25 protein-coding genes are annotated in these 23,229 nt (G+C 63.5%); 18 read left to right on the forward strand and 7 right to left on the reverse strand.

Annotated elements, in window-relative coordinates:
* Positions 1–2: 2 nt before the first annotated feature.
* The 10 genes from QFZ94_RS11705 (at position 3) to QFZ94_RS11750 (ending at position 9,976) form a co-directional block, all read left to right on the forward strand.
* Positions 3–1,811 (forward strand): amino acid ABC transporter permease/ATP-binding protein, encoded by a 1,809-nt coding sequence (locus QFZ94_RS11705; protein WP_429456994.1) that lies wholly within the window; start codon positions 3–5, stop codon positions 1,809–1,811.
* A gap of 20 nt (positions 1,812–1,831) precedes the next feature.
* Entirely contained in the window at positions 1,832–2,785 is a 954-nt protein-coding gene (locus QFZ94_RS11710; protein ID WP_429456996.1) for an ABC transporter substrate-binding protein, read from the forward strand.
* Between the two features lie 152 nt (positions 2,786–2,937).
* Entirely contained in the window at positions 2,938–3,834 is an 897-nt protein-coding gene (locus tag QFZ94_RS11715; protein WP_368586164.1) for a TauD/TfdA dioxygenase family protein, read from the forward strand.
* Positions 3,835–3,889: 55 nt separating this feature from the next.
* Positions 3,890–4,933 carry an ABC transporter substrate-binding protein gene (locus QFZ94_RS11720; RefSeq protein ID WP_429456999.1) on the forward strand — a complete coding sequence of 348 codons (1,044 nt, stop codon included), beginning with the start codon at positions 3,890–3,892 and terminating at the stop codon, positions 4,931–4,933.
* 85 nt (positions 4,934–5,018) lie between these two features.
* Entirely contained in the window at positions 5,019–5,849 is an 831-nt protein-coding gene (locus QFZ94_RS11725) for an ABC transporter ATP-binding protein (RefSeq protein WP_368586166.1), read from the forward strand.
* On the forward strand, positions 5,846–6,724 hold the full coding sequence (locus tag QFZ94_RS11730) for an ABC transporter permease (protein WP_368586167.1): 879 nt from the start codon (positions 5,846–5,848) through the stop codon (positions 6,722–6,724). Before QFZ94_RS11725 ends, QFZ94_RS11730 begins: the two co-directional genes overlap by 4 nt.
* Positions 6,725–6,941: 217 nt before the next feature.
* The gene (locus QFZ94_RS11735) at positions 6,942–8,348 is read left to right on the forward strand and encodes a selenium-binding protein SBP56-related protein (protein WP_368586168.1); all 1,407 of its coding nucleotides are present in this window, start codon (positions 6,942–6,944) and stop codon (positions 8,346–8,348) included.
* Between the two features lie 8 nt (positions 8,349–8,356).
* Positions 8,357–9,028, forward strand: coding sequence for a hypothetical protein (locus QFZ94_RS11740; RefSeq protein WP_429457002.1), 672 nt, complete (start codon positions 8,357–8,359; stop codon positions 9,026–9,028).
* Between the two features lie 105 nt (positions 9,029–9,133).
* The gene (locus QFZ94_RS11745) at positions 9,134–9,286 is read left to right on the forward strand and encodes a DUF6496 domain-containing protein (RefSeq protein WP_176107560.1); all 153 of its coding nucleotides are present in this window, start codon (positions 9,134–9,136) and stop codon (positions 9,284–9,286) included.
* Between the two features lie 27 nt (positions 9,287–9,313).
* Positions 9,314–9,976, forward strand: coding sequence for a UdgX family uracil-DNA binding protein (locus QFZ94_RS11750; RefSeq protein WP_429457004.1), 663 nt, complete (start codon positions 9,314–9,316; stop codon positions 9,974–9,976).
* On the opposite strand, the gene QFZ94_RS11755 is transcribed toward QFZ94_RS11750, so the two are convergent.
* Together QFZ94_RS11755 and QFZ94_RS11760 are read right to left on the reverse strand one after the other, a co-directional pair.
* Entirely contained in the window at positions 9,968–10,879 is a 912-nt protein-coding gene (locus QFZ94_RS11755) for a DUF72 domain-containing protein (RefSeq protein ID WP_368586175.1), read from the reverse strand. The genes QFZ94_RS11750 and QFZ94_RS11755 overlap by 9 nt on opposite strands.
* Positions 10,880–10,902: 23 nt before the next feature.
* On the reverse strand, positions 10,903–11,136 hold the full coding sequence (locus tag QFZ94_RS11760) for a DUF2795 domain-containing protein (RefSeq protein ID WP_176107563.1): 234 nt from the start codon (positions 11,134–11,136) through the stop codon (positions 10,903–10,905).
* A gap of 155 nt (positions 11,137–11,291) precedes the next feature.
* Here QFZ94_RS11760 and QFZ94_RS11765 point away from each other — a divergent pair, with 155 nt between their 5' ends.
* Complete coding sequence (locus QFZ94_RS11765) at positions 11,292–12,230, forward strand: NADP-dependent oxidoreductase (protein ID WP_429457006.1); 939 nt, start codon at positions 11,292–11,294, stop codon at positions 12,228–12,230.
* 28 nt (positions 12,231–12,258) lie between these two features.
* Here QFZ94_RS11765 and QFZ94_RS11770 read toward each other — a convergent pair whose 3' ends face one another.
* Positions 12,259–12,759: a MarR family winged helix-turn-helix transcriptional regulator gene (locus QFZ94_RS11770; protein ID WP_368586590.1), complete on the reverse strand. Its 501-nt coding sequence runs from the start codon at positions 12,757–12,759 to the stop codon at positions 12,259–12,261.
* 181 nt (positions 12,760–12,940) lie between these two features.
* On the opposite strand from QFZ94_RS11770, the gene QFZ94_RS11775 reads away from it, so the two are divergent.
* Together QFZ94_RS11775 and QFZ94_RS11780 are read left to right on the forward strand one after the other, a co-directional pair.
* Positions 12,941–14,056: a Rieske 2Fe-2S domain-containing protein gene (locus QFZ94_RS11775; protein ID WP_429457008.1), complete on the forward strand. Its 1,116-nt coding sequence runs from the start codon at positions 12,941–12,943 to the stop codon at positions 14,054–14,056.
* The gene (locus tag QFZ94_RS11780; RefSeq protein WP_368586592.1) at positions 14,053–15,018 is read left to right on the forward strand and encodes a PDR/VanB family oxidoreductase; all 966 of its coding nucleotides are present in this window, start codon (positions 14,053–14,055) and stop codon (positions 15,016–15,018) included. The genes QFZ94_RS11775 and QFZ94_RS11780 overlap by 4 nt, the downstream gene beginning before the upstream one ends.
* Positions 15,019–15,218: 200 nt before the next feature.
* Here QFZ94_RS11780 and QFZ94_RS11785 read toward each other — a convergent pair whose 3' ends face one another.
* On the reverse strand, positions 15,219–15,494 hold the full coding sequence (locus QFZ94_RS11785) for a hypothetical protein (RefSeq protein ID WP_429457011.1): 276 nt from the start codon (positions 15,492–15,494) through the stop codon (positions 15,219–15,221).
* Entirely contained in the window at positions 15,491–15,964 is a 474-nt protein-coding gene (locus QFZ94_RS11790; protein WP_429457013.1) for a DUF2778 domain-containing protein, read from the reverse strand. The genes QFZ94_RS11785 and QFZ94_RS11790 overlap by 4 nt, the downstream gene beginning before the upstream one ends.
* Before the next feature lie 322 nt (positions 15,965–16,286).
* On the opposite strand from QFZ94_RS11790, the gene coxB reads away from it, so the two are divergent.
* The 5 genes from coxB to QFZ94_RS11815 are packed head-to-tail and all read left to right on the forward strand — an operon-like array spanning position 16,287 to position 21,749.
* Entirely contained in the window at positions 16,287–17,309 is a 1,023-nt protein-coding gene (gene coxB, locus QFZ94_RS11795; protein WP_429457771.1) for a cytochrome c oxidase subunit II, read from the forward strand.
* Positions 17,310–17,337: 28 nt separating this feature from the next.
* Positions 17,338–19,335 carry a cytochrome c oxidase subunit I gene (ctaD, locus tag QFZ94_RS11800; RefSeq protein ID WP_429457015.1) on the forward strand — a complete coding sequence of 666 codons (1,998 nt, stop codon included), beginning with the start codon at positions 17,338–17,340 and terminating at the stop codon, positions 19,333–19,335.
* 1 nt (position 19,336) lies between these two features.
* Positions 19,337–19,978 (forward strand): cytochrome c oxidase subunit 3, encoded by a 642-nt coding sequence (locus tag QFZ94_RS11805; RefSeq protein ID WP_429457017.1) that lies wholly within the window; start codon positions 19,337–19,339, stop codon positions 19,976–19,978.
* On the forward strand, positions 19,975–20,391 hold the full coding sequence (locus QFZ94_RS11810; RefSeq protein WP_410849835.1) for a hypothetical protein: 417 nt from the start codon (positions 19,975–19,977) through the stop codon (positions 20,389–20,391). Before QFZ94_RS11805 ends, QFZ94_RS11810 begins: the two co-directional genes overlap by 4 nt.
* Complete coding sequence (locus QFZ94_RS11815; RefSeq protein ID WP_429457019.1) at positions 20,391–21,749, forward strand: c-type cytochrome; 1,359 nt, start codon at positions 20,391–20,393, stop codon at positions 21,747–21,749. The genes QFZ94_RS11810 and QFZ94_RS11815 overlap by 1 nt, the downstream gene beginning before the upstream one ends.
* 14 nt (positions 21,750–21,763) lie before the next feature.
* On the opposite strand, the gene QFZ94_RS11820 is transcribed toward QFZ94_RS11815, so the two are convergent.
* Both QFZ94_RS11820 and QFZ94_RS11825 read right to left on the reverse strand, forming a co-directional pair.
* Positions 21,764–22,240 (reverse strand): Fis family transcriptional regulator, encoded by a 477-nt coding sequence (locus QFZ94_RS11820; RefSeq protein WP_429457021.1) that lies wholly within the window; start codon positions 22,238–22,240, stop codon positions 21,764–21,766.
* A gap of 108 nt (positions 22,241–22,348) precedes the next feature.
* Positions 22,349–23,089, reverse strand: a complete 741-nt coding sequence (locus tag QFZ94_RS11825) for a 3-ketoacyl-ACP reductase (RefSeq protein ID WP_368586600.1) — start codon at positions 23,087–23,089, stop codon at positions 22,349–22,351.
* Positions 23,090–23,229 lie beyond the last annotated feature (140 nt).

Below are 23,229 nucleotides of genomic sequence, written 5' to 3' on the forward strand. Positions count from 1 at the left end.
CGATGAACGACACCGCTGAACTCGCGAATCCGCAACTCGCCGCCTCGCACGCCGAGACGTTGCGTGAGCGCGCCGACTATCGCATCGTGCCCGCGAAGAACCGCGCGCGGCTCGCCGGCACCGTGGCGGCCGTGGCGCTGATCGGCATCGTGCTCGAATCGGTCTTGGGCAATCCGCGCTGGGGCTGGAATGTTTTCGCTGAATGGTTTCTGTCCGAGCCGGTATTGTCCGGCCTCGGCCGCACGCTACTGTTGACCGCGCTCGGCGCGGCGTTCGGCTTCGCGCTCGGCATTCCGATCGCGCTCGCGCGCGTGTCGCGTTCGCCGCTGCTCGCGGGCTGCGCGTGGGCGTTCGTGTGGCTGTTCCGCTCGATCCCGCTGATCGTGCTGCTGTTGATCCTGAACAATCTCGGCTATCTGTACGAGACCGTTCACCTCGGCGTGCCGTTCACGAGCCTCGTCGTTTTCGATGTGCCGACCACCGAGCTGATCAGCCCGTTTCTCGCCGCGGTGCTCGGCCTGACGCTCAATCACGCGGCGTTTTCGGCGGAAGTGATTCGCGGCGGCATTCAGTCGGTCGACCACGGTCAGCTCGAAGCGGCCGCCGCGCTCGGCTTGCCGCGCGAGCGCCAGGCCCGGCGCATCGTGCTGCCGCAGGCGATGCGCGCGATCGTGCCCACCGCGTTCAACGATCTGATCGCGCTCGCTAAGGGCTCGTCGATGGTCTATGTGCTCGCGATGCCGGAGTTGTTCTACACGGTGCAGATCATCTATCGACGCAATCTGGAAGTGATTCCGCTGCTGATGGTCGCGACGGTCTGGTATCTGATCATTCTGACCGTGTTGTCGGCGATACAGGTTTATGTGGAGCGGCATTTCTCACGCGGCGTAAAACGTAGCGCGGTGCGGTCCGCTTTCCCCTTCGGCGCGTTGCTGAAAAGCGCGGGCATTCTGCGTGGCGGCGACGATGCGCACGTCGAGCCGCCTGGGGAAGCAAAAGACAATGCACGTGTAGGCGCTTCCCTGGATCAACGCTGGGCCGATCAACGCGACGGCGCGCGCATCACGATCCAGCAGGTATCGAAGAGCTTTGGCACGCTGAAGGTGCTCGACAACGTGTCGCTGACGCTGCGTCCCGGCAGCGTCACCGTGATTCTCGGTCAATCGGGCTCCGGCAAATCGACGCTGCTGCGCACGATCAATCATCTGGAGCGCGTGGACCGAGGCCTGATCGATATCGACGGCGAGCTGATCGGCTATCGACGCGACGGCGATACGCTGTACGAGCTGAAAGAGACAGAGATCCTGCGACGCCGCGTCGAGGTCGGCATGGTGTTTCAGAGCTTCAATCTGTTCCCGCATCTGACCGTGCTGGAGAACATCATCGAGGCGCCGGTCGCGTTGGGACGTCTGTCGCGCGCGGAAGCAGAGAGTCTTGCGCTCAGTCTGCTCGCGCGTGTCGGTCTCGAAGCGAAGGCGCATGCGTGGCCGCGTCAGTTGTCGGGCGGGCAGCAGCAGCGCGTGGCGATTGCGCGCGCGCTGGCGCTGAAACCGAAGGTGCTGCTGTTCGACGAGCCGACCTCGGCGCTCGATCCCGAACTCGTCAACGAAGTGCTCGACGTGATCAAGGCGCTCGCGCGTTCCGGCACGACGATGGTGATCGTCACGCACGAGATCGGCTTTGCGCGCGAAGTGGCGGACACGATCGTGTTCATGGATCGCGGACGCGTGATCGAGTCGGGCCCGCCCGCGCAAGTATTGAACGAACCGCGCCATGCGCGCACGCGCGAGTTTCTGTCGCGCGTCCTGTGAATGCAGACTGATCCCTATCAATGACCAATCGACGTCAATTCATTCTCACCGGTACGGCGCTCGGCGCGCTGCTGGTGCGCAATGCGCTCGACGTAGCACTCGCGGCGCAGGCGCCGCACGGCACCGTGGACCTGAGCCCTGAGCAGCCGGGACGCATTCGCGTGCCGAAGAATCCCGCAGCGATCGCGGCTATCGGCAATCACTACCGCTTTGCGAACGACGGCAACTTCACGGTCGCGATTTCGCCGCACCTGCCGCCGACCGCGACCTATGCGACCGATGCGCGTACCGTCGTCGGTTCCGATGCCGACTACGCGCAACTGATCGCCGATTCGCTCGGATTGAAGCTGAACCTCGTGCCGATCGCATGGGCCGACTGGCCGCTCGGCCTCACCTCGGGCAAGTACGACGCGGTGATCTCGAACGTCGGCGTGACCGAGCAGCGCAAGGAGAAGTTCGATTTCACGACCTATCGGCAAGGACTGCACGGCTTCTACGTGAAAACCGCGAGTCCGATCAGGAAGATCGCGCAGCCGCAGGATATTGCGGGTCTCCGGCTGATTACGACCTCGGGCACGAACCAGGAAAAGATCATCCTCGAATGGAACCGGCAGAACGTCGCGAAGGGCTTGAAGCCGGTCGAGTTCCAGTACTTCGACGATGACGCCGCGAGCCGCATCGCGTTGCTATCGGGCCGCGCCGACGTCGTATTCAACCCGAACGCGCCGCTTGCCTACGATGCGGCCACGACCGGCGCGATCCGCGAGGTGGGTACCCTGAACGCCGGCTGGCCGGCGCGCGCGGACGTGGCGATCGCCACGCGCAAGGGCAGCGGCTTGATGGATGCGCTGACGGTCGCGACGAACGGACTGATCGCGAATGGCGCCTATCAGCGCTCGCTCGCGCACTGGGGCATCGAGTCGGAAGCGTTGGCGCGCTCCGAAAGCAATCCACCGGGTCTGCCGAAGTTCTGAGGCGTCGAAAGTCATTGCAGCATCGGGTTTATCACTCCAGCAGATAACCGTATCGGATTTGCTTCGTTGGCATCGCGCGCGCGGGCCGGTACATTCGTCGCACTGACCGCGCCGTTAGGCGCCCGCTGAATAGTTTCGACGAAGAGACGCCTGTGACGACCACCGCCGCTGCTTTTACCGCTCCCGCTGCCCCGGCGCAATCCTTCGAGATTCGCCCGTTCGATGCGCCGCTCGGCGCCGAAGTGCTCGGCCTCGACCTCGGCCAGCCGCTCGCCGACGACGATTTCGCGCGCATCCACCGTGCGCATCTGGCCCACCACGTTCTCGTGTTTCGCGACCAGCGCATCACGCCGGAGCAGCAGATCGCGTTCAGCCGCCGCTTTGGCCCGCTGCAGATTCACGTGCTGCATCAGTTTGGCCTGGCAGGCTATCCCGAGGTGCTGGTCGTATCGAACGTGATCGAGAACGGCAAGCCGATCGGTCTCGGCGACGCCGGCCACTACTGGCACTCCGACCTGTCGTACAAGGAAAAGCCGAGCCTCGGCTCGTTGCTGCACGCGCAGGAGTTGCCGGCCGAAGGCGGCGATACGCTGTTCGCGAACATGCATCTGGCGTGGGATACCTTGCCCGCGCATCTGCGCAGCGCAGTGCAAGGGCGCAGCGCGGAGCACACCTACCTGGCCAAATACGCGGAGCTGCAGAAGCGCAGCCCGTGGCGGCCGAATCTGTCGGCCGAGCAGATCGCGCAGGTGAAGCCGGTCGTGCATCCGATCGTGCGCACGCATCCTGAGACGGGGCGCAAGGCGCTGTTCGTCAGCGAGCACTTCACGACGCGCGTGATCGGTGTGCCGGAAGACGAGAGCCGCGCGTTGCTCGACGAGCTGTTCGCGCACAGCGTGCGGCCCGAGCATCTGTACCGGCATCGATGGGCCGAGCACGACATGGTGTTCTGGGACAACCGCTCGTTGATGCATCTCGCCGCCGGCACGCCCGACCATCTGCGCCGCAAGCTGTATCGCACGACGATCGAGGGCGACGTGCCCCGCTGAGCGACGCTTTCCATCACAACGACACCCATCACACCGCACGCCGACTGGAGTTTCAATGCTGAGCCGATTTCACCCGACCGCCGCACGGCCGTCGTTTGTCCGCCGTTTGACGGCTGTACTGCTGAGTCTGTCGATGGGCGCCGTCGTCAGCGCTCCCGCGCATGCCGAGGGCGAGATTCGCGTGGCCGAGCAGTTCGGCATCGTGTATCTGCTGCTGAACGTGGCGCGCGATCAGCATTTCATCGAGAGCGAAGGGCGCAAGCAGGGTCTCGACATCAAGGTCGATTGGGTCAAGCTGTCGGGCGGCGCCGCGGTCAACGACGCGTTGCTGTCGGGCGCGGTCGATATCGCCGGCGCGGGCGTCGGCCCGCTGCTGACGATCTGGGATCGCACGCACGGCAAGCAGAACGTGAAGGGCGTCGCGTCGCTCGGCAATCTGCCGTACTACCTGGTCAGCAATAATCCCGACGTGAAGACGATCGCGGACTTCACGCAGAAGGACCGCATCGCGCTGCCGGCGGTCACCGTGTCGGTGCAATCCCGCGTGCTGCAATACGCTGCGGCGAAGCGCTGGGGCGACAAGGAATACAACCGGCTCGACAAGTACACGCAGGCGTTGCCGCATCCGGACGCGGCCGCGGCGATCATCGCGGGCGGCACTGAAATCACCGGGCATTTCGGCAATCCGCCGTTCCAGGAGCAGGAACTGGCCGGCAATCCGAAGGCGCATATCGTGCTCAATTCGTACGATGTACTCGGCGGCCCGAGCTCGGCGACGGTCCTCTATGCCACCGAAAAATTCCGCCACGACAACCCGAAGACCTATCGCGCGTTCGTCGATGCGCTCGCCGATGCGGCGAAGTACATCAATGCGAATCCGCAGGGCGCGGCCGATATCTATATCCGCACCAATCAGTCGAAGATCGATCGCGACCTGCTCGTGAAAGTCATCACGAACCCGCAGGTGCAGTTCAAGATCGTGCCGCAGAACACCTTGGGGCTCGCGCAGTTCATGTATCGCATCGGCGCGATCAGGAACGAGCCGTCGTCGTGGAAGGACTATTTCTTCGACGATCCGGCGACGGCGGCGGGGAGCTGAGCATGACGTCGCGCGTTGTCGTGGCGCTGCGCGGTACGCGGCAATATTCGCCGGTTGATCCGGTTTACTCGCAGGGAGCGCTTTGATGGTGGCCAATCCCACGCTTCTCTTTCCCGATGACGCCGCACGGAACGCCGCGGCAACCAGCGGCAAACTGCTCGCGGTCGAGAACGTGAACCTCGAGTACCGCACGCGCGAGCGGATCGTGCGCGCGACGCACGACGTCAGCTTCGACGTCTACGGCGGCGACCGCTTCGTGCTGCTCGGGCCGTCCGGTTGCGGCAAGTCGACACTGCTGAAGGCGGTCGCCGGTTTCATCGAGCCGAGCGCGGGCAGCATTTCGCTCGACGGTCAGCGCGTGCGCGGACCGGGCGCCGATCGCATCGTCGTGTTTCAGGAGTTCGACCAGTTGCCGCCGTGGAAGACGGTCGTGCAGAACGTCGCGTTTCCGCTGCGCGTCGCGAAGAAGCTGTCGAAGGCCGAAGCTCATGAACGCGCGCTGCATTACCTCGATAAGGTCGGGCTCGCCGCGTTCGCGCACGCATATCCGCACACGTTGTCGGGCGGCATGAAACAGCGCGTCGCGATCGCGCGTGCGCTCGCGATGCAGCCGCGGGTGCTGCTGATGGACGAACCGTTCGCCGCGCTCGACGCGCTGACGCGCCGCAAGATGCAGGAAGAACTGCTGCGGCTATGGGAAGAGGTGAACTTCACGCTGCTGTTCGTCACGCATTCGATCGAAGAGGCGCTAGTGGTCGGCAACCGGATTCTGCTGCTGTCGCCGCATCCGGGCCGCGTGCGCGCGGAACTGAACAGCCATCAATATTCGCAGGACAGCTTCGGCCGCGCCGATTTTCAGCGCAGCGTCGCGCGGATTCATCACCTGCTGTTCGAACAGACGGAGACCGTGCAATGAGTACACCTGTCACGTTGCTGCCGCCCGTGCGCGACGAATACGAACGTCCGCTCGAAGCGCCCGGCGACCTCGCGATCGAAGCGCCGTTGCCCGCGGCCAGGCGGATCTTCGCGCACGGCTGGCTGCGTAAGACGCTGATCGCGCTCGTACTGATCGCCGCGTGGGAAATCGCCGCGCGCGTGATCAACAACGATCTGCTGCTGCCGACCTTCGGCGCTACCTTGACCGCATTCGTGCAAGGCGTGTGGTCCGGCGAACTGCTCACGAAGACGGCGGTATCAATGTCCGTGCTGCTGCGCGGCTATCTGCTCGGCGCCGCGTTTGCGTTCGTGCTGACATCGCTCGCGGTATCGACGCGCGTGGGCCGCGATCTGCTGTCGATGCTGACCGCGATGTTCAACCCGCTGCCGTCCATCGCGTTGCTGCCGCTCGCGTTGCTGTGGTTCGGGCTCGGCACCGGCAGCCTGTTGTTCGTGCTCGTGCATGCGGTGCTGTGGCCGCTCGCGCTCAATACCTATTCGGGCTTTCAGTCGGTGCCCGCGACGCTGAAGATGACCGGGCGCAATTACGGTCTGACGGGCCTGCGTCACGTGCTGTTGATCCTCGTGCCGGCGGCGCTGCCGTCGATCCTGGCCGGCCTGCGCGTGGGCTGGGCGTTTGCATGGCGCACGCTGATCGCCGCGGAGCTCGTGTTCGGCGCGAGTTCGGGCAGCGGCGGGCTGGGCTGGTACATCTTCCAGAATCGCAATGAGCTGTATACGGATCGCGTGTTCGCGGGGCTCGCGGCCGTGATCGTGATCGGCCTGCTGGTCGAGCATCTCGTGTTCGATACGCTCGAACGCGTGACCGTGCGGCGCTGGGGCGTGCAGCAGTAACGGGTTGCATCGGCCCCAATTCGCGCTTCGCGGCGTCGGCGCGAGCCCTTGCCATGCGGTGCGCTTGGCCGTCGGATCGCATCCTGCGTTCGGGTGCAAATATCCGGTTGCGTCCGTCGCTGTCGTGAACTACAAATGTAAGGCTACGCGCTGGCTCGATTTTTGGCGGGCCGGGCTTCCGTTCAGAACCGTTCAGAACGACAGGGAGAGTGCCGTCATGGGAATGCGCCCCGATCCTACTTTTCATGCATCGCCGAAACTCGCGATGGATGCGCCGGCGGAAGAATACGCGTACACGGTGCTGCTAAGTCCGGATTCCTCGCAGCCCGACGCGCTCGCCGTGATCGACGTGAAGCCCGGTTCGCCGACCTATAGCCAGGTGGTCCACACGGTGCCGGTGCCGAACAAGGGCGACGAATTCCATCACTTCGGCTGGAACGCGTGTTCGTCCGCGCTGTCGCCATTGACGGGCCACGCGTTTCTCGAGCGACGCTATCTGATCATTCCGGGCATGCGCTCGTCGCGCATCTATATCGTCGATACGAAACCGCATCCGACCCAGGCGAAGATTCACAAGATCATCGAGCCGGAGGAAATCTTCCGCAAGACCGGTTATTCGCGTCCGCACACCGTGCATTGCGGACCGGAGGGCATCTATGTGAGCACGCTCGGCGGTGGCGGCAAGGACGGCACCGACGGGCCGCCCGGAATCTTCATCATGGATTGCCAAACGTTCGAGGTGCTGGGACGCTGGGAAATCGAGCGCGGCGCACAAGAGAAGCATTACGACTTCTGGTGGAATCTGCCGCGCGATTACATGGTGTCGACCGAATGGGCGTTGCCGCCGCAATTCGAAAACGGCATCGTGCCTGAAGACCTGCTTTCGAACAAATACGGCCACCGCGTGCACTTCTGGGATCTGCGTGCAAGGCGCAACGTGCAGACGCTCGATCTCGGCGCGAACCATCAGATGGCGCTGGAAGTGCGGCCCGCGCACGATCCGAGCCGCGAGTACGGATTTATCGGCGTCGTGGTCGATACCACGAATCTGGAGGGGTCGATCTGGACCTGGTGGCGCGAAGGCGGCCACTTCCACATCGAAAAGACCGCGACCATTCCGCCGGAGCCCGCGCACGCCGACGAATTGCCGCCGTTGCTGCAAGGTTTCGGCGCGGTGCCGCCGCTCGTCACCGACATCGATCTTTCGATCGACGATAAATTCCTCTACGTCTCGTGCTGGGGCACCGGCGAGATGCGCCAGTACGACGTGACCGAACCGCGCAAGCCGAAATTGACGGGCTCCGTGCGCATCGGCGGAATCGAACGTTGCACGCCGCATCCGAACGGCAAGACATTCGCCGGTGGCCCGCAGATGGTCGAGATCAGTCGCGATGGCAAGCGCGTCTACTGGACCAACTCGCTCTATTCGACGTGGGACGACCAGTTCTATCCGGATGGTGTGCCCGGCGTGCAAGTGATGGCGCATGCCGATCCGAATGGCGGTCTCAAACTCGCCGAAGATTACTTCGTCGAATTTCCCGCCGGCTATCGGGCGCACCAGATCCGACTCGAAGGCGGCGACTGCTCGACCGATTCTTTCTGCTATCCGTCGGTGGGCGTTTGAGCGGCGCGGTGTCGCCGCAAGCGGCACTGTGGCTCGCCGTCGTCGCGAGCGGCGTGTATCACGGGGTCAATCCGGCAATGGGGTGGCCGCTCGCGGTGTCGAACGCGCTGATGCAGCGGCGCTCGCAAGCGCTGGTCGTCGCGCTTCTCTATCTCGCGGCCGGGCACGCGCTCGCGATACTGCTGATGATGCTGCCATTCGCGATGCTTGCGAGCTTGCTTGCGTGGCAGCGTCAGATGCAGATCGGCGCGAGCGTGCTGGTGATCGGCTTCGGTCTGGTGTTGCTGATGCGCCGCCGCCATCCGCGCGTGCTGGCGAGAATTCCGCCGTCGCGGCTCGCGCTATGGTCGTTCGCGGTGGCGATCGCGCACGGGGCCGGCTTGATGCTGGTGCCGATCTATCTCGGTCTGTGCCGCGCCGACGCCATGGACAGCGCGCACAAAGCCGCCCAGGCGCTGATCGAAACGAGTTTGCGCATGGCGCTGTCGGTCTCCGCGGTGCATGCAGCGACCATGACGATGGCCGGCGGTGTGCTCGCGTGGCTCGTTTATCGCTACCTCGGGCTCAGGTTCGTGTCGCGCAGCTGGTTCAATCTCGATGCGGTGTGGGCGTCGAGTCTGATTCTGGTAGGGGGTGTGTCGCTGGCGTTGAATGCGTCGGCATCGGGGGTTTCCGGGTGATTTCGACGAACGCGGGCACAGCGTATGCTGCGCAGTTTCGGTGCAGGAACGCCATTGCGTGCGGGTCCTGATTTTTCCTTTCGTCATCTACACCCGGAGAAGATCATGCCGCTGAAGAAAGGTACATCGAAAGAGACCGTGTCGCACAACATCAAGACCGAGACGAAGCATGGCAAGCCGCACAAGCAGGCTGTCGCGATCGCATTGAATCAGGCGCGCAAGTCGGGCGCGAAGATTCCGAAGAAGAGCGAGAAATAAGCTGCTTCGGCACGCGCGGTCGTACCCATGACCGACAAACCGCAGAAAAAGCGCGCGCATGGCGACGCGCAATCGGAGCCAGCGGATGTCGAACCCGATCAGCATCCGGCGAAGCTCGGCGATTGCCGCCGTTGCGCGCTCTGGCGCAATGCGACTCATTCCGTGCCCGGCGAAGGGCAGCGGCATGCGTCGATCGTGCTGGTCGGCGAGCAGCCCGGTGACATGGAAGATCTGCAGGGCAAGCCCTTCGTCGGGCCGGCCGGCGCGTTGCTCGATAGAGCGCTCGAAGAAGCCGGCGTCAAGCGTAACGACGTATACGTGACGAACGCGGTCAAGCATTTCAAGTGGATTGCGCGCGGCAAGCGCCGCTTGCACAAAACGCCCGCTCAGCGCGAAGTCGAAGCGTGCAGCTACTGGCTCGAACAGGAACTCGACATGCCGGATGTGCGCGTGGTCGTCGCACTTGGGGCGACCGCGCTGAAAGCGGTTGTCGACGATCCGCACGCGCGTTTGCAGGATGCGTTCGACAACACGCTCGAACGCGGCGAGCAGCGTGTGGTCGCGACGTACCATCCGTCGTATGCGCTGCGCGCGCCGGACCCTGAAACCCGCCGCGAGGTGTACGAGCGCATCGTCGCGGCGCTGCGCACCGCGCAGAAGCTGGCGCACGGCGGCAAGCGATCAGGGTAATGCTGGCGCTTGCGTCGCCTGGATTCCGAGGTCTTTCATCAATCGTTGCGCGTCGAACGGCGCCCGCGCTTTGACGTCATTGTCGAAGTAGCAGTAGACGTCTCGCGCGGCCCGGCGGCGCGGCGCGAGTTGCGGCGCGATCAATCGCGCGTCGGCCGGTTGTGAGCCGCCGCGCCATGCATCGATTCGCTCGGCCCATCGTTGCAAAGCTTCGTCCCCATATGAACCCGAGTATTTGGCTTCGCTGCCGTGCAGGCGGATGTAGACGAAGTCCGCCGTCAGATCTTCGGCGACGGGCCACGGTTCGGTGGAATCGGAAACGACGAGCGCGACGCCGTATTGCCGCAGCAAGGTCACGAACGCCGGATCGACGAAGCTCGCGTGGCGCACTTCGACCGCGTGACGCAACACCCGCTTGCGATCGATGTCGACGTAGGGTGTCTTGACGCGCTTATCGTGTTGACTGGCGAGCGCCGATGCGCTCGCGGTGTCGGGCGGCAACTCGCGCAGAAAGCGCTCCATTGCGCCGGGCTCGAATCGGAAGGACGGCGGAAATTGCCACAGGATCGGACCGAGCTTTTCGTTCAACGCGAGCAGGCCCTGCGCGAAGAAGTTCGCGATGCCGACGCGCGCGCTCGCATCGCGAAACCGCAGCATATGAGTCAGATAACGCGCGCCTTTGATGCCGAACACGAAGCCGTCAGGCGTTTGCGCATACCAGCGCCGCCAGCTATCGAGCGATTGAAGGCTGTAGTGCGTGCCGTTGATTTCTATCGTACCGAACAGCGCCGACGCGTACTGCAATTCCGCTGCATGTTTCAGATCCTCGGGGTAAAAGCTGCCGCGCCAACCTTGATAGCGCCAGCCGGAAATGCCGATACGCGCAACGCCGGACTTCTTCATTCGCGCGTCGAGTGTGGCGTGCGTCATTGAATACGCGCGATTTCCTTCGCGACCGAGGCCGGGCTGTCGAAATTGTGATCGGGCAGCCGGTCGACCAGATCGACGATGTCGGTATTCGCGTGATTCTTGCGCGCCTGCGCGACCAGCTTTTCGCGCGTGGTCGGGTAATTCACGCCACTGAGTGCTTTTTCGATGTCAGCGGGATTCGGCTGGCCGGGGTGACGATGATCCTGCGAATGAGCGGGGTGCTGTGACATGGTTCCTCCTTGAGTGAGTACATCACGACTGTGCGCCTATCGTTACTTGTCGCATATGTCGTGCCGCGGCTCGCGGGCTCGTTGAGGAATGCGGCTTGCGGTCAGCCGGAAACGCAGCGCCGCTGACACACGACCTTTCAAGGAGAAGGCTCATCATGAGCACGATGCTCGCTTATCGCATTCACAGCTTCGGCGGTCCAGAGGTGTTCAAGGCCGAGACGATCGAGATCCCCGAGCCAGGCGCCGGCCAGGTGCTGGTGCGCGTGCGCGCGGCCGGCGTCAATCCGGTCGACCTGAAAACACGCTCGGGCCAGTACCCGTTGATCCGCGAAGAACAGCTGCCCTATACGCTGGGGCGCGATTTTTCCGGTGTGGTCGAACGGGTCGGCGAGGGCGCCGCGCAGTGGCGCGCGGGCGAGCAGGTGTATGGCTTCGTTGGCCAGGGGCAGGGCGCGTACGCGGAATTCGTCGTCGTGCCCGCGAGTGCGCTAGCGCATGCGCCGGAAAAACTGGACGCGGGGACCGCGGGCGCCGTGCCGCTCGCCGCGCTGACCGCGTGGCAGGGCCTGTTCGAGCACGGCTGCCTCGAAGCGGGCTGCCGCGTGCTGATTCACGCGGGCGCGGGCGGCGTTGGACATTTCGCCGTGCAGTTCGCCAAGCAGAAGGGCGCGGAGGTGTACGCGACGGCGTCCGGCGACGGCATCGAGTTCGTGCGCTCGCTCGGCGCGGATCGCGTGATCGACTATCACGCGCAGCGTTTCGAAGACGTCGCGCGCGACATGGACCTCGTGTTCGATCTGGTCGGCGGCGATACGCAGCGCCGCTCGTGGTCAGCCGTCGCGACGGGCGGCGCGCTGATCTCGACGCTCAACGAGCCGTCGCAGACCGAGGCGTCGAGCCATGGCGCGCGGGCCGCGCGTTATACCGCGCGGCCCGATGGGCGGCAATTGACCGAGATCGCGTCGTTGATCAATAACGGCAGCGTGCGTGTCGTGGTCGCCGAACGGTTTTCGTTCGATGCCACGGCCAACGCGCTCGAACGGCTCGCGAAAGGCCACGTGCGCGGCAAGATCGTGGTGGAGGTCGCGCCGTAGCACGGAGAGCGCGGAGGATGCCAGCGGGCTAGTTCGGAGTCGCGTCGTCGCTCGCACTGCGCAGCGGCGCGCGGCTCTGATCGTTGTTCAGATGCACGAACTTTCTCAATAGCCTCAATAGCTCTCGCGCATCCTCGTCGCCCATGCCGTCGAGCAGGCCGTGATTGAGCGCGTTGACGCCGGGGATCAATTCATCGAGCAACTGCTCTCCAGCCGGCGTCAGCAACAGACGACGCTGGCGGCGCGGCAGAACTTCGCGCACGATCCAGCCTTTCGCTTCGAGCCGCACCGCGATGTCTGCGGTGGTCGACGTGTCGAGACCGACCCGCTGCGCAAGCGTGACCTGATCGAGTCCGGGCAATTCCTGCAGCATTCTGAGCACCGCATACTGCACGGGCGTCACCTCGCGCCCGATCAGATCATGAAACATGGATACGGAAATCTGATGCGCGCGTCGGATCAGATGGCCGGGCTGGTCGTACAGATCGATGCTGATCGCGGAAGTGCTGGTATCGGTTGAAGTGACCATATTAGTTCTGAAGGCCTCGTGCCTTTCCGGAGCGAATGGCAAACTGGTCTTCGTGTTACCTGATTGAAAGTTGGTCTAGGGGAAAACCTTCATTTAATCATTAAAGGCTCATTGAGTACACTGAATCTCAATGAGTGAACTGAATGAAGTGCGCGAACTAACAACAAGGAGTGACACTGACATGTTTCCCAAGAACGCGTGGTACGTCGCATGCATGCCCGATGAAGTCGCGGATAAGCCGCTCGGCCGGCCGATCTGCGGCGAGCCGATGGTTTTCTATCGCAACGCGGAAGGCGCCGTGGTGGCGCTCGAAGACTTCTGTCCGCATCGCGGCGCGCCGCTGTCGCTCGGTTTCGTGCGCGACGGCACGCTCGTGTGTGGCTATCACGGCCTCGAAATGGGCTGTCAGGGCAAGGCGACCGGCATGCCGGGCCAACGCGTCAATGGCTTTCCATCGATTCGCAGCTATCCGGTGATCGAGCGCTACGGCTTCGTCTGGGTGTGGCCCGGCGATGCGGCGCAGGCCGATGCCGCCAAGCTGCATCATCTGGAATGGGCCGAGAGTTCCGAATGGGCGTATGGCGGTGGGCTCTATCACATCCGCTGCGATTACCGGCTGATGATCGACAACCTGATGGATTTGACGCACGAGACCTATGTGCACGCGAACAGCATCGGGCAAAAGGAAATCGACGAAGCCGCGCCGAAGACGGTGGCCGAAGGCGATACCGTGCGCACGAGCCGTTTCATGGAAAACGTCGCCGCGCCGCCGTTCTGGAAGATGGCGTTGCGCGGCAACGGTCTCGCCGACGACGTGCCCGTCGACCGTTGGCAGATCTGCCACTTCACGCCGCCGAGTCACGTGCTGATCGAGGTAGGCGTCGCGCATGCCGGACATGGCGGCTACCACGCGCCGGCCGACAAGAAGGCGTCGTCGATCGTGGTGGATTTCATCACGCCGGAAACCGAAACATCGATCTGGTATTTCTGGGGTATGGCGCGCAATTTCCGTCCCGACGATGCCGCGCTGACCGCAAGCATCCGCGAAGGACAGGGCAAGATCTTCGGTGAAGATCTGGAGATGCTCGAACGTCAGCAGCAGAACCTGCTGCGCTGGCCCGAGCGCAATCTGCTGAAACTCAATATCGATGCGGGCGGTGTGATGTCGCGTCGCGTGATCGATCGGCTCGTCGCGCAGGAGCGCGCGGAGACGGGCGCGCCGCAGGCTGGCGCGGCTCGGGCTGACGCGCCCCGGGCCGAAGTGACGCGCGTGATTCCGGTGCGGACGGCGACATGAATCATCCCGTGCTGAATGTGGTGGTTGTGCGCCGGCGCGACGAAGCGCCCGGTATCGCGAGCTTCGAACTCGCGAGCGAAAACGGTCAGGCGTTGCCCGCTTTCGACGCCGGCTCGCACGTCGACGTGCATTTGCCCAACGGGCTCGTGCGTCAGTACTCGTTGTGCAACGATCCGCGCGAAACGCATCGCTATCTGATCGCGGTGCTGCGCGACGAAGCGGGACGCGGCGGATCGAAAGCGGTGCACGATTTGCTTCGCGAAGGCGATAGCCTGCAGATCAGCGCGCCGCGCAATCATTTCGCGCTCGCTGACGATGCGGCACATCATCTGCTGCTCGCGGGCGGCATCGGTGTCACGCCGATTCTTTGCATGGCCGAGCGGCTCGCCGCCACGGGCGCTTCGTTCGACATGCACTATTGCACGCGCTCGAAGGAACGCACGGCGTTCGTCGAGCGTCTTGCACAAGCTGGCTTCGCGAAGTCAGTCCAGCTTCATCACGATGATCATCCGGGCGGCTCGACGTTCGATATCGAGCAGACGCTAAGCGATGCGCCGCCCGGCACGCATCTGTATGTCTGCGGCCCGCGCGGCTTCATGGATTTCGTGCTCGAGACCGCGCGCGCCAAGGGCTGGCCGGAAAACAGGTTGCACTACGAGTTTTTCGGCGCGGCCGCGAATCAGCCGGCGACGGGCGGCAGCTTCCAGGTGCGCATCGCGAGCAGCGGCGCGACGATCGACGTCCCGCCCGAATGCACGGTCGTGCAGGCGCTGGCCGCGCATGGCGTCGAAGTGATCACGTCGTGCGAGATGGGGGTGTGCGGTACCTGTTTGACGCGGGTGCTGTCTGGGGAGCCGGATCACCAGGATTCCTATCTGACCGACGAGGAACGCGCGGCGAACGATCAGTTCCTGCCGTGCTGCTCGCGCGCGAAATCGCCGCTGCTGGTGCTCGACCTGTGATCTTTTGCGGACGACGGGGCGGGTCGCCCGTCATACCGCTTATTGCCCTTTCCCCTCGGAGTCCGACGAACTAACCGTGCGCACACTCAACGCCGGGTGGTGTGCAATCGCTTTTTCGGAGAACGACAAAGCCCGCTGGTCGGCGGGCTTAGGACGCAATTTTTGATGCGGAGGCAGCGATTATTTCCACCGTAAGATGGCTAGTCGTCAAGCTTTCGCTGACCACGTTTCTTGCTTCGCCAGACAAGCAGAATTGCTGCGGCAAAACCTAGCACGATTCCGGCCGACGACATGAGAAACGCCAGGTCGGATTCTTGATATGCCGTCTTGACCCCGTACATACGAACCGCCAATTTCCATATCGGATTCGAAAAGTTCAGGGGCGCTTCTGGATTCATCATCCACCACAGCGCATTGGCAAAGATTGCGAGCAGTAAGCCGAAACCGACTGCGAGGCAGATCAGGATTTTTTTCATTTCACCGTCACTTCACCGTACGCTTTAAGTTCCGATCCAGGAACTGATACTTTCGGCGTGTTGGTAAATATCGAACGGATATGACGCCAGTCTGCAAGTCGGTCGATAGTTATGCAGCCCTCGCTCCTCCCCAATCGACCCTTCGGATGCAATCGGAACTGGCCACGAATAATGCCGTCGCATAAGACTTTATCGTCGTCAATATTAGCGTCGATCGCGTGGAGCGCGAACCATTCGCTCTTGTTATTGCCATTCAGGTTAAGCCGATCTTTCCATGGCCCAAGAATGCCGCCGGATCTTCGGTCAAAAATAAAATATCGGCCGACCGGAATGGCGCCGATCTTCCGCGTGCACATTCCAGCCGCTTTGTTGATATAACTCCCCTGCCCGGAGTATGCAGGAAACGATAGAGCGCCAATCCCAAATTCGCTCATTGGCTTACCATTCAATTCGAACGTGCATTGAATCACTTGTCCTCCAGATTGTCCGATAACAGTGAACTTATAAATAACTAAGTTATGCAGAGCGGAATTCTAGAGGCGATTTTTTTTGAGAAGGCCACTATTAAAATAAATTCTTCGCGGCAGCAACTCCCGCTTACACGACAGCTCGCCTGACCGAGCGAATCCACCCTTCTACTGACCCGCTCCCGTCAGCCGCACGCGCGGCCTGATTTTTGCTGGCCTGCTTAAGCGTCGTCTCGTTCGCAGGGGGACGACGCGTGTTGAAAGCTCATCACCAGCGGGGTCCCCAGTGGCAGCAGCGCAAGCATCCGGAACGCCAGGACGGCGCATCAGGCGCGGCAGCGTCACGTCGTTAGCGGCACTGGCTCTCGCGTCCGCAAGCTCCGCGCACGCAAACCCGGTGGCACCGCTGAATTACTTCCTGCACGCGGCGGGCCCGGCGGCCCGTCCGACGCTTTACCTCGGCTGGGTTTTCACCGCGATCGTGACGCTGGTCACGCTGATCGTCGCCGGTCTGCTGATCGGCGCGATGGTCCGCAAGCGTCCCGCGACGCAAGAGGATGCGCTGAGCGCCGAGCCCGGCGGCATCCGCTGGGTGTTCATCGGTACCGCGGTGTCGTCGGTCGTGCTGTTGGGGATGCTGGCCTATGCACTGGTCACGCTCGAATCGGTGGCGTCGCCCGCGTCGTATCCGCAATTGACGATCACCGTGACCGCTTACGACTGGTGGTGGAAAGCCGATTACAGCGACGATCCGAACCCGGCCCGCAACTTCAGTACCGCGAACGAGATTCACATTCCGGTCGGTGAACCCGTGAAGATCCAGCTCAAAAGCGCGGACGTCGTGCACGCGTTCTGGGTACCGCAACTCGCGGGCAAGACGCAGACGATTCCGGGGCAAACCAACGAGCAGTGGATTCAGGCGGACCGTCCCGGCATTTATCGAGGGCAGTGCTCGCAGTTCTGCGGCGCGCAGCACGCGCATATGGCGTTCGAAGTGATCGCGCAGGACACCGCCGCCTTCAACGCGTGGCGCGACGCGCAGGGACGCGCGGCCAGCGTGCCCACCGGCGACGCAGCTGTCGCGGCCGGCCGGCATCTATTCGAAGAGCGCTGCGCCGGCTGCCACACGATTCGCGGCACCAAGGCCACCGGCGTGCAGGCGCCCGATCTGACGCATCTCGGTTCGCGCCGGATGATCGCGGCAGGCGCGCTTAGCAACACGCCCGACCATCTGCTCGACTGGATCGAGCACGCGCAGCGAATCAAACCCGATGGATTGATGCCCAGTATCGCGCTGACCACCAGCGAGGCCGCCGCGTTGTCGGCGTATCTGGCGACGCTGCATTGAAGCGCATCGCACTCGAGGAGCCCGCTCAATGTCCGAACATCCCGCTTCCGCTTCAGTGCCCGCACTGACACGCACGCCGCGGCGCGGCCGCGTCGAGCCCGGCAGCGAGCAGGAAAAGCGGCTGCGCGAAATCTGGGAGTCGCGGCCCGGCTGGCGCGGCTGGTTCTCGACGGTCGATCACAAGACCATCGGTCTGCGCTACCTGGTGACCGCATTCGTCTTCCTGCTGATGGGCGGCGTCGAAGCGCTGATCATGCGCGTTCAACTGGCGCGCCCCAATGCAACGGTGCTCACGCCCGAACAGTACAACCAGCTGTTCACGATGCACGGACTGACGATGATCTTTCTGTACGCGCTGCCCGTCCTGTCCGGCTTCTCGAACTACCTCTGGCCGCTCGTGCTCGGCGCGCGCGACATGGCTTTTCCGCGCCTGAACGCGCTGTCGTACTGGGTGTTCCTGTTCGCCGGCATCTTCCTGTATGCGAGTTTTCCGACCGGTCAGGCCCCCGACGCAGGCTGGTTCAACTACGTGCCACTGTCCGGGCTGGAATACAGCAACGGCCCGAACATCGACGTGTATGCGCTCGGCATGGTGCTGCTCGGGATTTCGACGACGGTCGGCTCGATGAACTTCGTCGTCACGCTGCTGAGGATGCGCGCGCCGGGCATGTCGCTCGATCGCGTGCCGGTGCTCGTGTGGGGCACGCTGACCGCGTCGGGCGGCAATCTGTTGGCGGTGCCTTCGGTGAGCCTCGCGTTTCTGATGCTGTGGATGGACCGCCGCATCGGCACGCATTTCTTCGACGTGCTCAATGGCGGGCGTCCGTTGTTATGGCAGCACCTGTTCTGGATTTTCGCGCACCCATGGGTCTATGTGGTCGTGCTGCCGGCGATGGGCATCGTGTCGGATGCGCTGCCGGTCTTTTGCCGCCGGCCGCTGGTCGGCTATGGGCCGGTCGCGTTGGCGACGGTCGCAACGATGGTGCTCGGCTTTGCCGTGTGGATTCACCATATGTTCGCGACCGGCATCCCCGCGCTCGCGCTGTCGTTCTTCGGCTCGGCCAGCATGGTGATCGCGGTGCCGAGCGCGGTCGCGACGTTCGCGTGGGTCGCGACGATCTGGACCGGCCGCCCCGTGTATCGCGTGCCGTTCCTGTTTTTCGCGGGCTTCGTGCTGCTGTTCGTGATCGGCGGTGTCTCCGGCGTGATGACCGCGGCGGTGCCGTTCGACTGGCAACTCACCGACACCTACTTCGTCGTCGCGCATCTGCACTACGTGCTGCTCGGCATCAATGTGTTTCCGGTGATTGGCGGCATCTACTTCTGGTTTCCGAAGTTCACCGGCAGGATGACGAACGAGCGTCTCGGCAAGCTCGCGTTCTGGGTGCTGTTCATCGGCTTCAACGTCGCGTTCTTTCCGATGCATATCGCGGGACTGCTCGGCATGCCGCGCCGCATGTACACGTATCCCGCCGACATGGGCTGGAACACCGTGAACCTCGTCACGTCGCTCGGTTCGTTCCTGTTTGCGGCCGGCGTGCTGCTGATTCTGATCGATATCGCGGTGAGCCTGAAGCGCGGCAAGCCCGCCGGCAACAATCCGTGGGATGCGCCGACGCTCGAATGGTCGGTCAGCTCGCCGCCGCCGCCGTACAACTTCGCGGTGGTGCCGACGCTCGCGAGCCGGCATCCATTGTGGGAAGGGCGCGTCGAAGAGCCGGGCGAGGCGGATCAAGCGCGCTCGCAACTCGACGAAGGCTATCTGCTCGCGCAGGGTCGCGAAGCGTTGGGCACGACCGCACTGGAAGCGAGTCCCGACGTGATCCTGAAGATGCCCGAAGACTCGTACGCGCCGTTCTGGCTCGCGGTCTTTGCCGCGCTGCTGTTCGCGGGGCTCGCGTTGACCGCCTGGGTTTTCGTGGGCGCGATGCTGGCCGGTTGCGCGATGTCGATCATCACGTGGCTGTGGCCCGAGCGCGCGCTGATCCAGCGCGAGCCGGTCGCGGTCGAAGATGCGGGAGGCTGACGTGAGCGATGCACTCAACTTCAATCGCGCGTCGAGCGAACCGGACCGGACCGCGCGAGCATTGCCGGTTGGCAGCGCGGGCGAGCGATCGAGCGGCTGGTGGGGCTGCGTCACGTTGATCGCGACCGAAGGCGCGCTGTTCGGCTATCTGATCTTCTCGTATCTGTATCTGGCGTCGCAAAGCCAGCAGCATTGGCCCCCCGAGGGATTGCCGAAGCTCGGGCTCGGCAGCGCGAATACGGTCATTCTGCTGTCGAGCAGCGTGTTCGTCTGGTTCTGCGAGCGCTGTGTGCGCCGGCGGCGGTTGCGACTCGGTGTCGCGTCGATGGCGGCGGGCATCGTGCTGGGCTGCATCTTCATGGGCATTCAGTTGCGCGAGTGGCACAACCACCCTTATGGCCTGACCTCGCATCAGTATGGCTCACTGTACTTCACGATTACCGGCTTTCACATGGCGCACGTGCTGGTCGGAATCGTCGTGCTGACCTTGCTCGCGATCTGGACCGCGCTCGGCTATTTCGACGACAAGCGCTGCGCGGCGCTGTCGATCGGCGGGCTGTATTGGCACTTCGTCGATGTCGTGTGGCTGTTCATTTTCAGCACGCTGTATCTGACGCCGTATCTGTTCCGGGAGTGGTCATGACGACGCTGCCCCGAGACTCGCACATCTCGATGCGCTATGTGCTGATCGGTCTGCTCGCGGCGCCGTTCGCGTGGCTGTTGCAGATGATGCTGGCGGAGACGCTCGCCGCGCAGGCCTGCTATCCGCACAATCATCCGCTCGGCGCGCCGCTCGTGTCGTGGATGCGTCCGGCGATCGTCGCGCTCGGCACGGTGTGCCTGGTCGCGGGCGCGTTCGGCGCCTGGGTCGCATGGCGCAATCTGCGCCGCGTCGCGCCGCTGAAACTCGGCGCGCTGAACGGCGAGCGCCGCACGCGCGCCGAACTCGACTGGTTTCTGACGCACGTCGCGGTGATGACGAGCATGCTATTTCTATTCGCATTGATCGCTACGGATGTCGCGGTCGCGATCGTGTCGCCGTGCAGGTGGTGGTGATGAAGCGCGGCGTTCTCGACACGGTTGGATACGGCATCGTGGCCGCATGCGCGCTGACGATAGCAACGGCGGCAAACGCGGCCGGCGCGGCCGATGCCGCCGCGAACCCACCGGACGCATCCACCGACGCCGCGCAGATCGCACGCGGCGCATATCTCGCCAAAGCCGCCGATTGCGCCGGTTGCCACACCGCCGCGCCGCGCGTCCCGCATCCGGGCGCGGCGCCTGAAGCTACGCCGCCGTTTGCCGGCGGGCTCGGCATGGGATCGCCGTTCGGCACGATCTATACGTCGAACATCACGCCGGACCCGCAATACGGCATCGGCCGTTATAGCTATGACGACTTCGCCCGCGCGTTGCGCGAGGGCATCGCGCCCGGGGGCAAGCGGCTTTATCCGGCGATGCCGTACCCGTCGTTCGCGAAGATCACCGATGACGACATGCACGCGCTCTACGCCTACTTCATGCACGGCGTGCAACCGGTCGCGGTGCCCGCCCCGCAAACGCGCTTGCCGTTTCCATTCAATCAGCGCTGGGCGTTGATGTTCTGGGACTGGGCGTTCGCACCGAAAGGCCAGTTCAAGGCCGATGCGAAACATGACGCGCAGTGGAATCGTGGAGCGTATCTGGTGCAATCGCTTGGCCATTGCGGCGCCTGCCACACGCCGCGCGGACCCGCCTACGAAGAGCGCGGCTATGACGAGTCTGCATCGGCTTATCTGACGGGAGGTACCAACGACCACTGGTTCGCGCCGAACCTGAGCGCCGACCCGGGCTCGGGGCTCGGCCGCAGTTCCGCGGCCGACATCGTCGACTTCCTTCGACACGGCCACGGCGGCGGACTCATCACGTTCGGCAGCATGGTGCAGGTCGTCGAAGACAGCACGCAATACCTGAACGACGACGATCTCGCGGCGATCGCCGCGTATCTGAAGAGCCTGCCGCCGCGCGCGCCGAGCGGTAATTTCAACGCACGCTCCAACGCCGCGCAGCAAACCGTGCAGGCTCTGAAAACCGGCGACGTGGAAAGACCCGGCGCGGGCATCTATGCGTCGTATTGCGCGCGCTGTCATCAGATGGACGGGGCAGGGGTGCCGCATAAGTATCCGCGCCTCGCGGGCAACCCCGCGGTGCTATCGGCATCGAGCGCGTCACTGGTGCGGTTGCTGGTCGAGGGCGGCGGCAGTCCGCATACCGAGTCGGGACCGGAGCCGCACAAGATGCCGTCTTTCGCCGGCAAGCTGACGGACACCGAAATGGCCCGTGTGCTCACGTTCGTGCGGACCACATGGGGAAACGCGGCCGGACCGGTCACGCGAAACGATGTGTCGAATGTGCGCGGCGCATTGCACAAGTAAATGCCAACGCGTCGTTATGCGGTGTTCTCGTCGCCGTCGACGTCGCCGTGGCCATTGGCGGCGCTGAACAGGGTCTTCAGCTTCGCGTTGACCGCGATCAACTCTCCCACTGGCGCCACCGCGAGTTGCTCATCGAAGAGCGTGAGGACCTGGCCGAGCAGCGCGAAGGCGTCGTGATCGACCACGCAGATGCCGGTTTCGAGTCCCGCCTGGCGGCAGCGCAGAATCACGCCCTCCGCGTCGCGAAACAACTCGGGTACGGCCGAACCATAGCCGCGCTGATTCAGCAGCATCGCCATGTAAATGGCCTGCGCCATGCTGCCGACGTGATATTGATTCGCGACGCCGCTGCGTAATGCTTCGAGCGTCATGTGATAGTCGAGCGAGATTTCGCCCGCTTTGGCAGGCACGATCGGGCGCAGCATCGCCTTCGGGCGGGTGCGCGGCGACTTCGCGGGTGCGGCGCGAGTACGGCTCGCTTTTCTGGTCATATGCTCACTGAGGCGGCCGGCTTGCGCCGGGCCGCTAAACCATCGCGGAACCTGACAACGTCGATAACGGAAGACGGCTGCGCCGCATCCCACGCGGCGCCGTTCCCGTTAGCCCATATGCAGACCGCCGTTCAGCGAAAAATCCGCTCCGGTCGCAAAGCCCGCCTGATCCGACGCGATCCACGCGACGATCGACGCAATCTCTTCCGGCGTGCCGAGACGCCGTACCGGAATCGTCGCGACGATTTTCTCCAGCACCTCCGGACGGATGGCCTTGACCATGTCGGTGCCGATATAGCCCGGCGACACGGTGTTGACCGTCACGTTCTTGGTCGCCACTTCCTGCGCGAGCGCCATCGTGAAGCCGTGAATGCCGGCCTTGGCCGTGGAGTAGTTGGTCTGCCCGAACTGGCCTTTCTGGCCGTTGACCGACGAGATGTTGATGATGCGCCCAAAGCCCCGGTCGACCATGCTCTCGATGACCTGTTTGGTCACGTTGAACAGGCTCGTGAGATTGGTGTCGATCACCGCTTGCCAGTCTTCGTATGTCATCTTGCGGAACATGCCGTCGCGCGTAATGCCCGCGTTGTTGACGAGCACGTCGACTTCACCGACTTCCTTCCTGACCTTCTCGAACGCTTTCGCGGTGGACTCCCAATCCGCGACGTTGCCTTCCGATGCGATGAAGTTGAAGCCGAGCGCTTTCTGATCTTCCAGCCATCGGGCTTTGCGGGTCGAGTTCGGTCCGCAGCCCGCAATGACGGTGTAGTTCTCTTTGTGCAAGCGCTGGCAGATGGCGGTTCCGATACCACCCATGCCGCCGGTTACGTATGCAACACGATTTGCCATAAGTCCTCCTTCTTGTTTAGGGTGAGTTGAGCAAGTTTGATTGGAGGATGGACCTATTATTGGCAGCGGCAATCGGCCCGGACGATGGGCATTTTCACCTACGGGTTAACTGTCAATTCGGATGCAGGAATCGTTGTTTG

This window comes from Paraburkholderia sp. JPY465, from assembly GCF_050436725.1.
Lineage (GTDB): Bacteria > Pseudomonadota > Gammaproteobacteria > Burkholderiales > Burkholderiaceae > Paraburkholderia > Paraburkholderia youngii.

What these genes read in the sequence shown, in the direction of transcription:
- QFZ94_RS11710 (WP_429456996.1), top strand. Translation starts at nt 1,832, where the DNA reads ATGACCAATCGACGTCAATTCATTCTCACCGGTACGGCGCTCGGCGCG.
- QFZ94_RS11785 (WP_429457011.1), bottom strand. Translation starts at nt 15,494, where the DNA reads ATGAAAAAAATCCTGATCTGCCTCGCAGTCGGTTTCGGCTTACTGCTC.
- QFZ94_RS11750 (WP_429457004.1), top strand. Translation starts at nt 9,314, where the DNA reads ATGACCGACAAACCGCAGAAAAAGCGCGCGCATGGCGACGCGCAATCG.
- QFZ94_RS11720 (WP_429456999.1), top strand. Translation starts at nt 3,890, where the DNA reads ATGCTGAGCCGATTTCACCCGACCGCCGCACGGCCGTCGTTTGTCCGC.
- QFZ94_RS11730 (WP_368586167.1), top strand. Translation starts at nt 5,846, where the DNA reads ATGAGTACACCTGTCACGTTGCTGCCGCCCGTGCGCGACGAATACGAA.
- ctaD (WP_429457015.1), top strand. Translation starts at nt 17,338, where the DNA reads ATGTCCGAACATCCCGCTTCCGCTTCAGTGCCCGCACTGACACGCACG.
- QFZ94_RS11815 (WP_429457019.1), top strand. Translation starts at nt 20,391, where the DNA reads ATGAAGCGCGGCGTTCTCGACACGGTTGGATACGGCATCGTGGCCGCA.
- QFZ94_RS11760 (WP_176107563.1), bottom strand. Translation starts at nt 11,136, where the DNA reads ATGTCACAGCACCCCGCTCATTCGCAGGATCATCGTCACCCCGGCCAG.
- QFZ94_RS11775 (WP_429457008.1), top strand. Translation starts at nt 12,941, where the DNA reads ATGTTTCCCAAGAACGCGTGGTACGTCGCATGCATGCCCGATGAAGTC.
- QFZ94_RS11755 (WP_368586175.1), bottom strand. Translation starts at nt 10,879, where the DNA reads ATGAAGAAGTCCGGCGTTGCGCGTATCGGCATTTCCGGCTGGCGCTAT.
- QFZ94_RS11810 (WP_410849835.1), top strand. Translation starts at nt 19,975, where the DNA reads ATGACGACGCTGCCCCGAGACTCGCACATCTCGATGCGCTATGTGCTG.
- QFZ94_RS11725 (WP_368586166.1), top strand. Translation starts at nt 5,019, where the DNA reads ATGGTGGCCAATCCCACGCTTCTCTTTCCCGATGACGCCGCACGGAAC.
- QFZ94_RS11825 (WP_368586600.1), bottom strand. Translation starts at nt 23,089, where the DNA reads ATGGCAAATCGTGTTGCATACGTAACCGGCGGCATGGGTGGTATCGGA.
- QFZ94_RS11820 (WP_429457021.1), bottom strand. Translation starts at nt 22,240, where the DNA reads ATGACCAGAAAAGCGAGCCGTACTCGCGCCGCACCCGCGAAGTCGCCG.
- QFZ94_RS11745 (WP_176107560.1), top strand. Translation starts at nt 9,134, where the DNA reads ATGCCGCTGAAGAAAGGTACATCGAAAGAGACCGTGTCGCACAACATC.
- QFZ94_RS11735 (WP_368586168.1), top strand. Translation starts at nt 6,942, where the DNA reads ATGGGAATGCGCCCCGATCCTACTTTTCATGCATCGCCGAAACTCGCG.
- QFZ94_RS11765 (WP_429457006.1), top strand. Translation starts at nt 11,292, where the DNA reads ATGAGCACGATGCTCGCTTATCGCATTCACAGCTTCGGCGGTCCAGAG.
- QFZ94_RS11780 (WP_368586592.1), top strand. Translation starts at nt 14,053, where the DNA reads ATGAATCATCCCGTGCTGAATGTGGTGGTTGTGCGCCGGCGCGACGAA.
- QFZ94_RS11770 (WP_368586590.1), bottom strand. Translation starts at nt 12,759, where the DNA reads ATGGTCACTTCAACCGATACCAGCACTTCCGCGATCAGCATCGATCTG.
- QFZ94_RS11705 (WP_429456994.1), top strand. Translation starts at nt 3, where the DNA reads ATGAACGACACCGCTGAACTCGCGAATCCGCAACTCGCCGCCTCGCAC.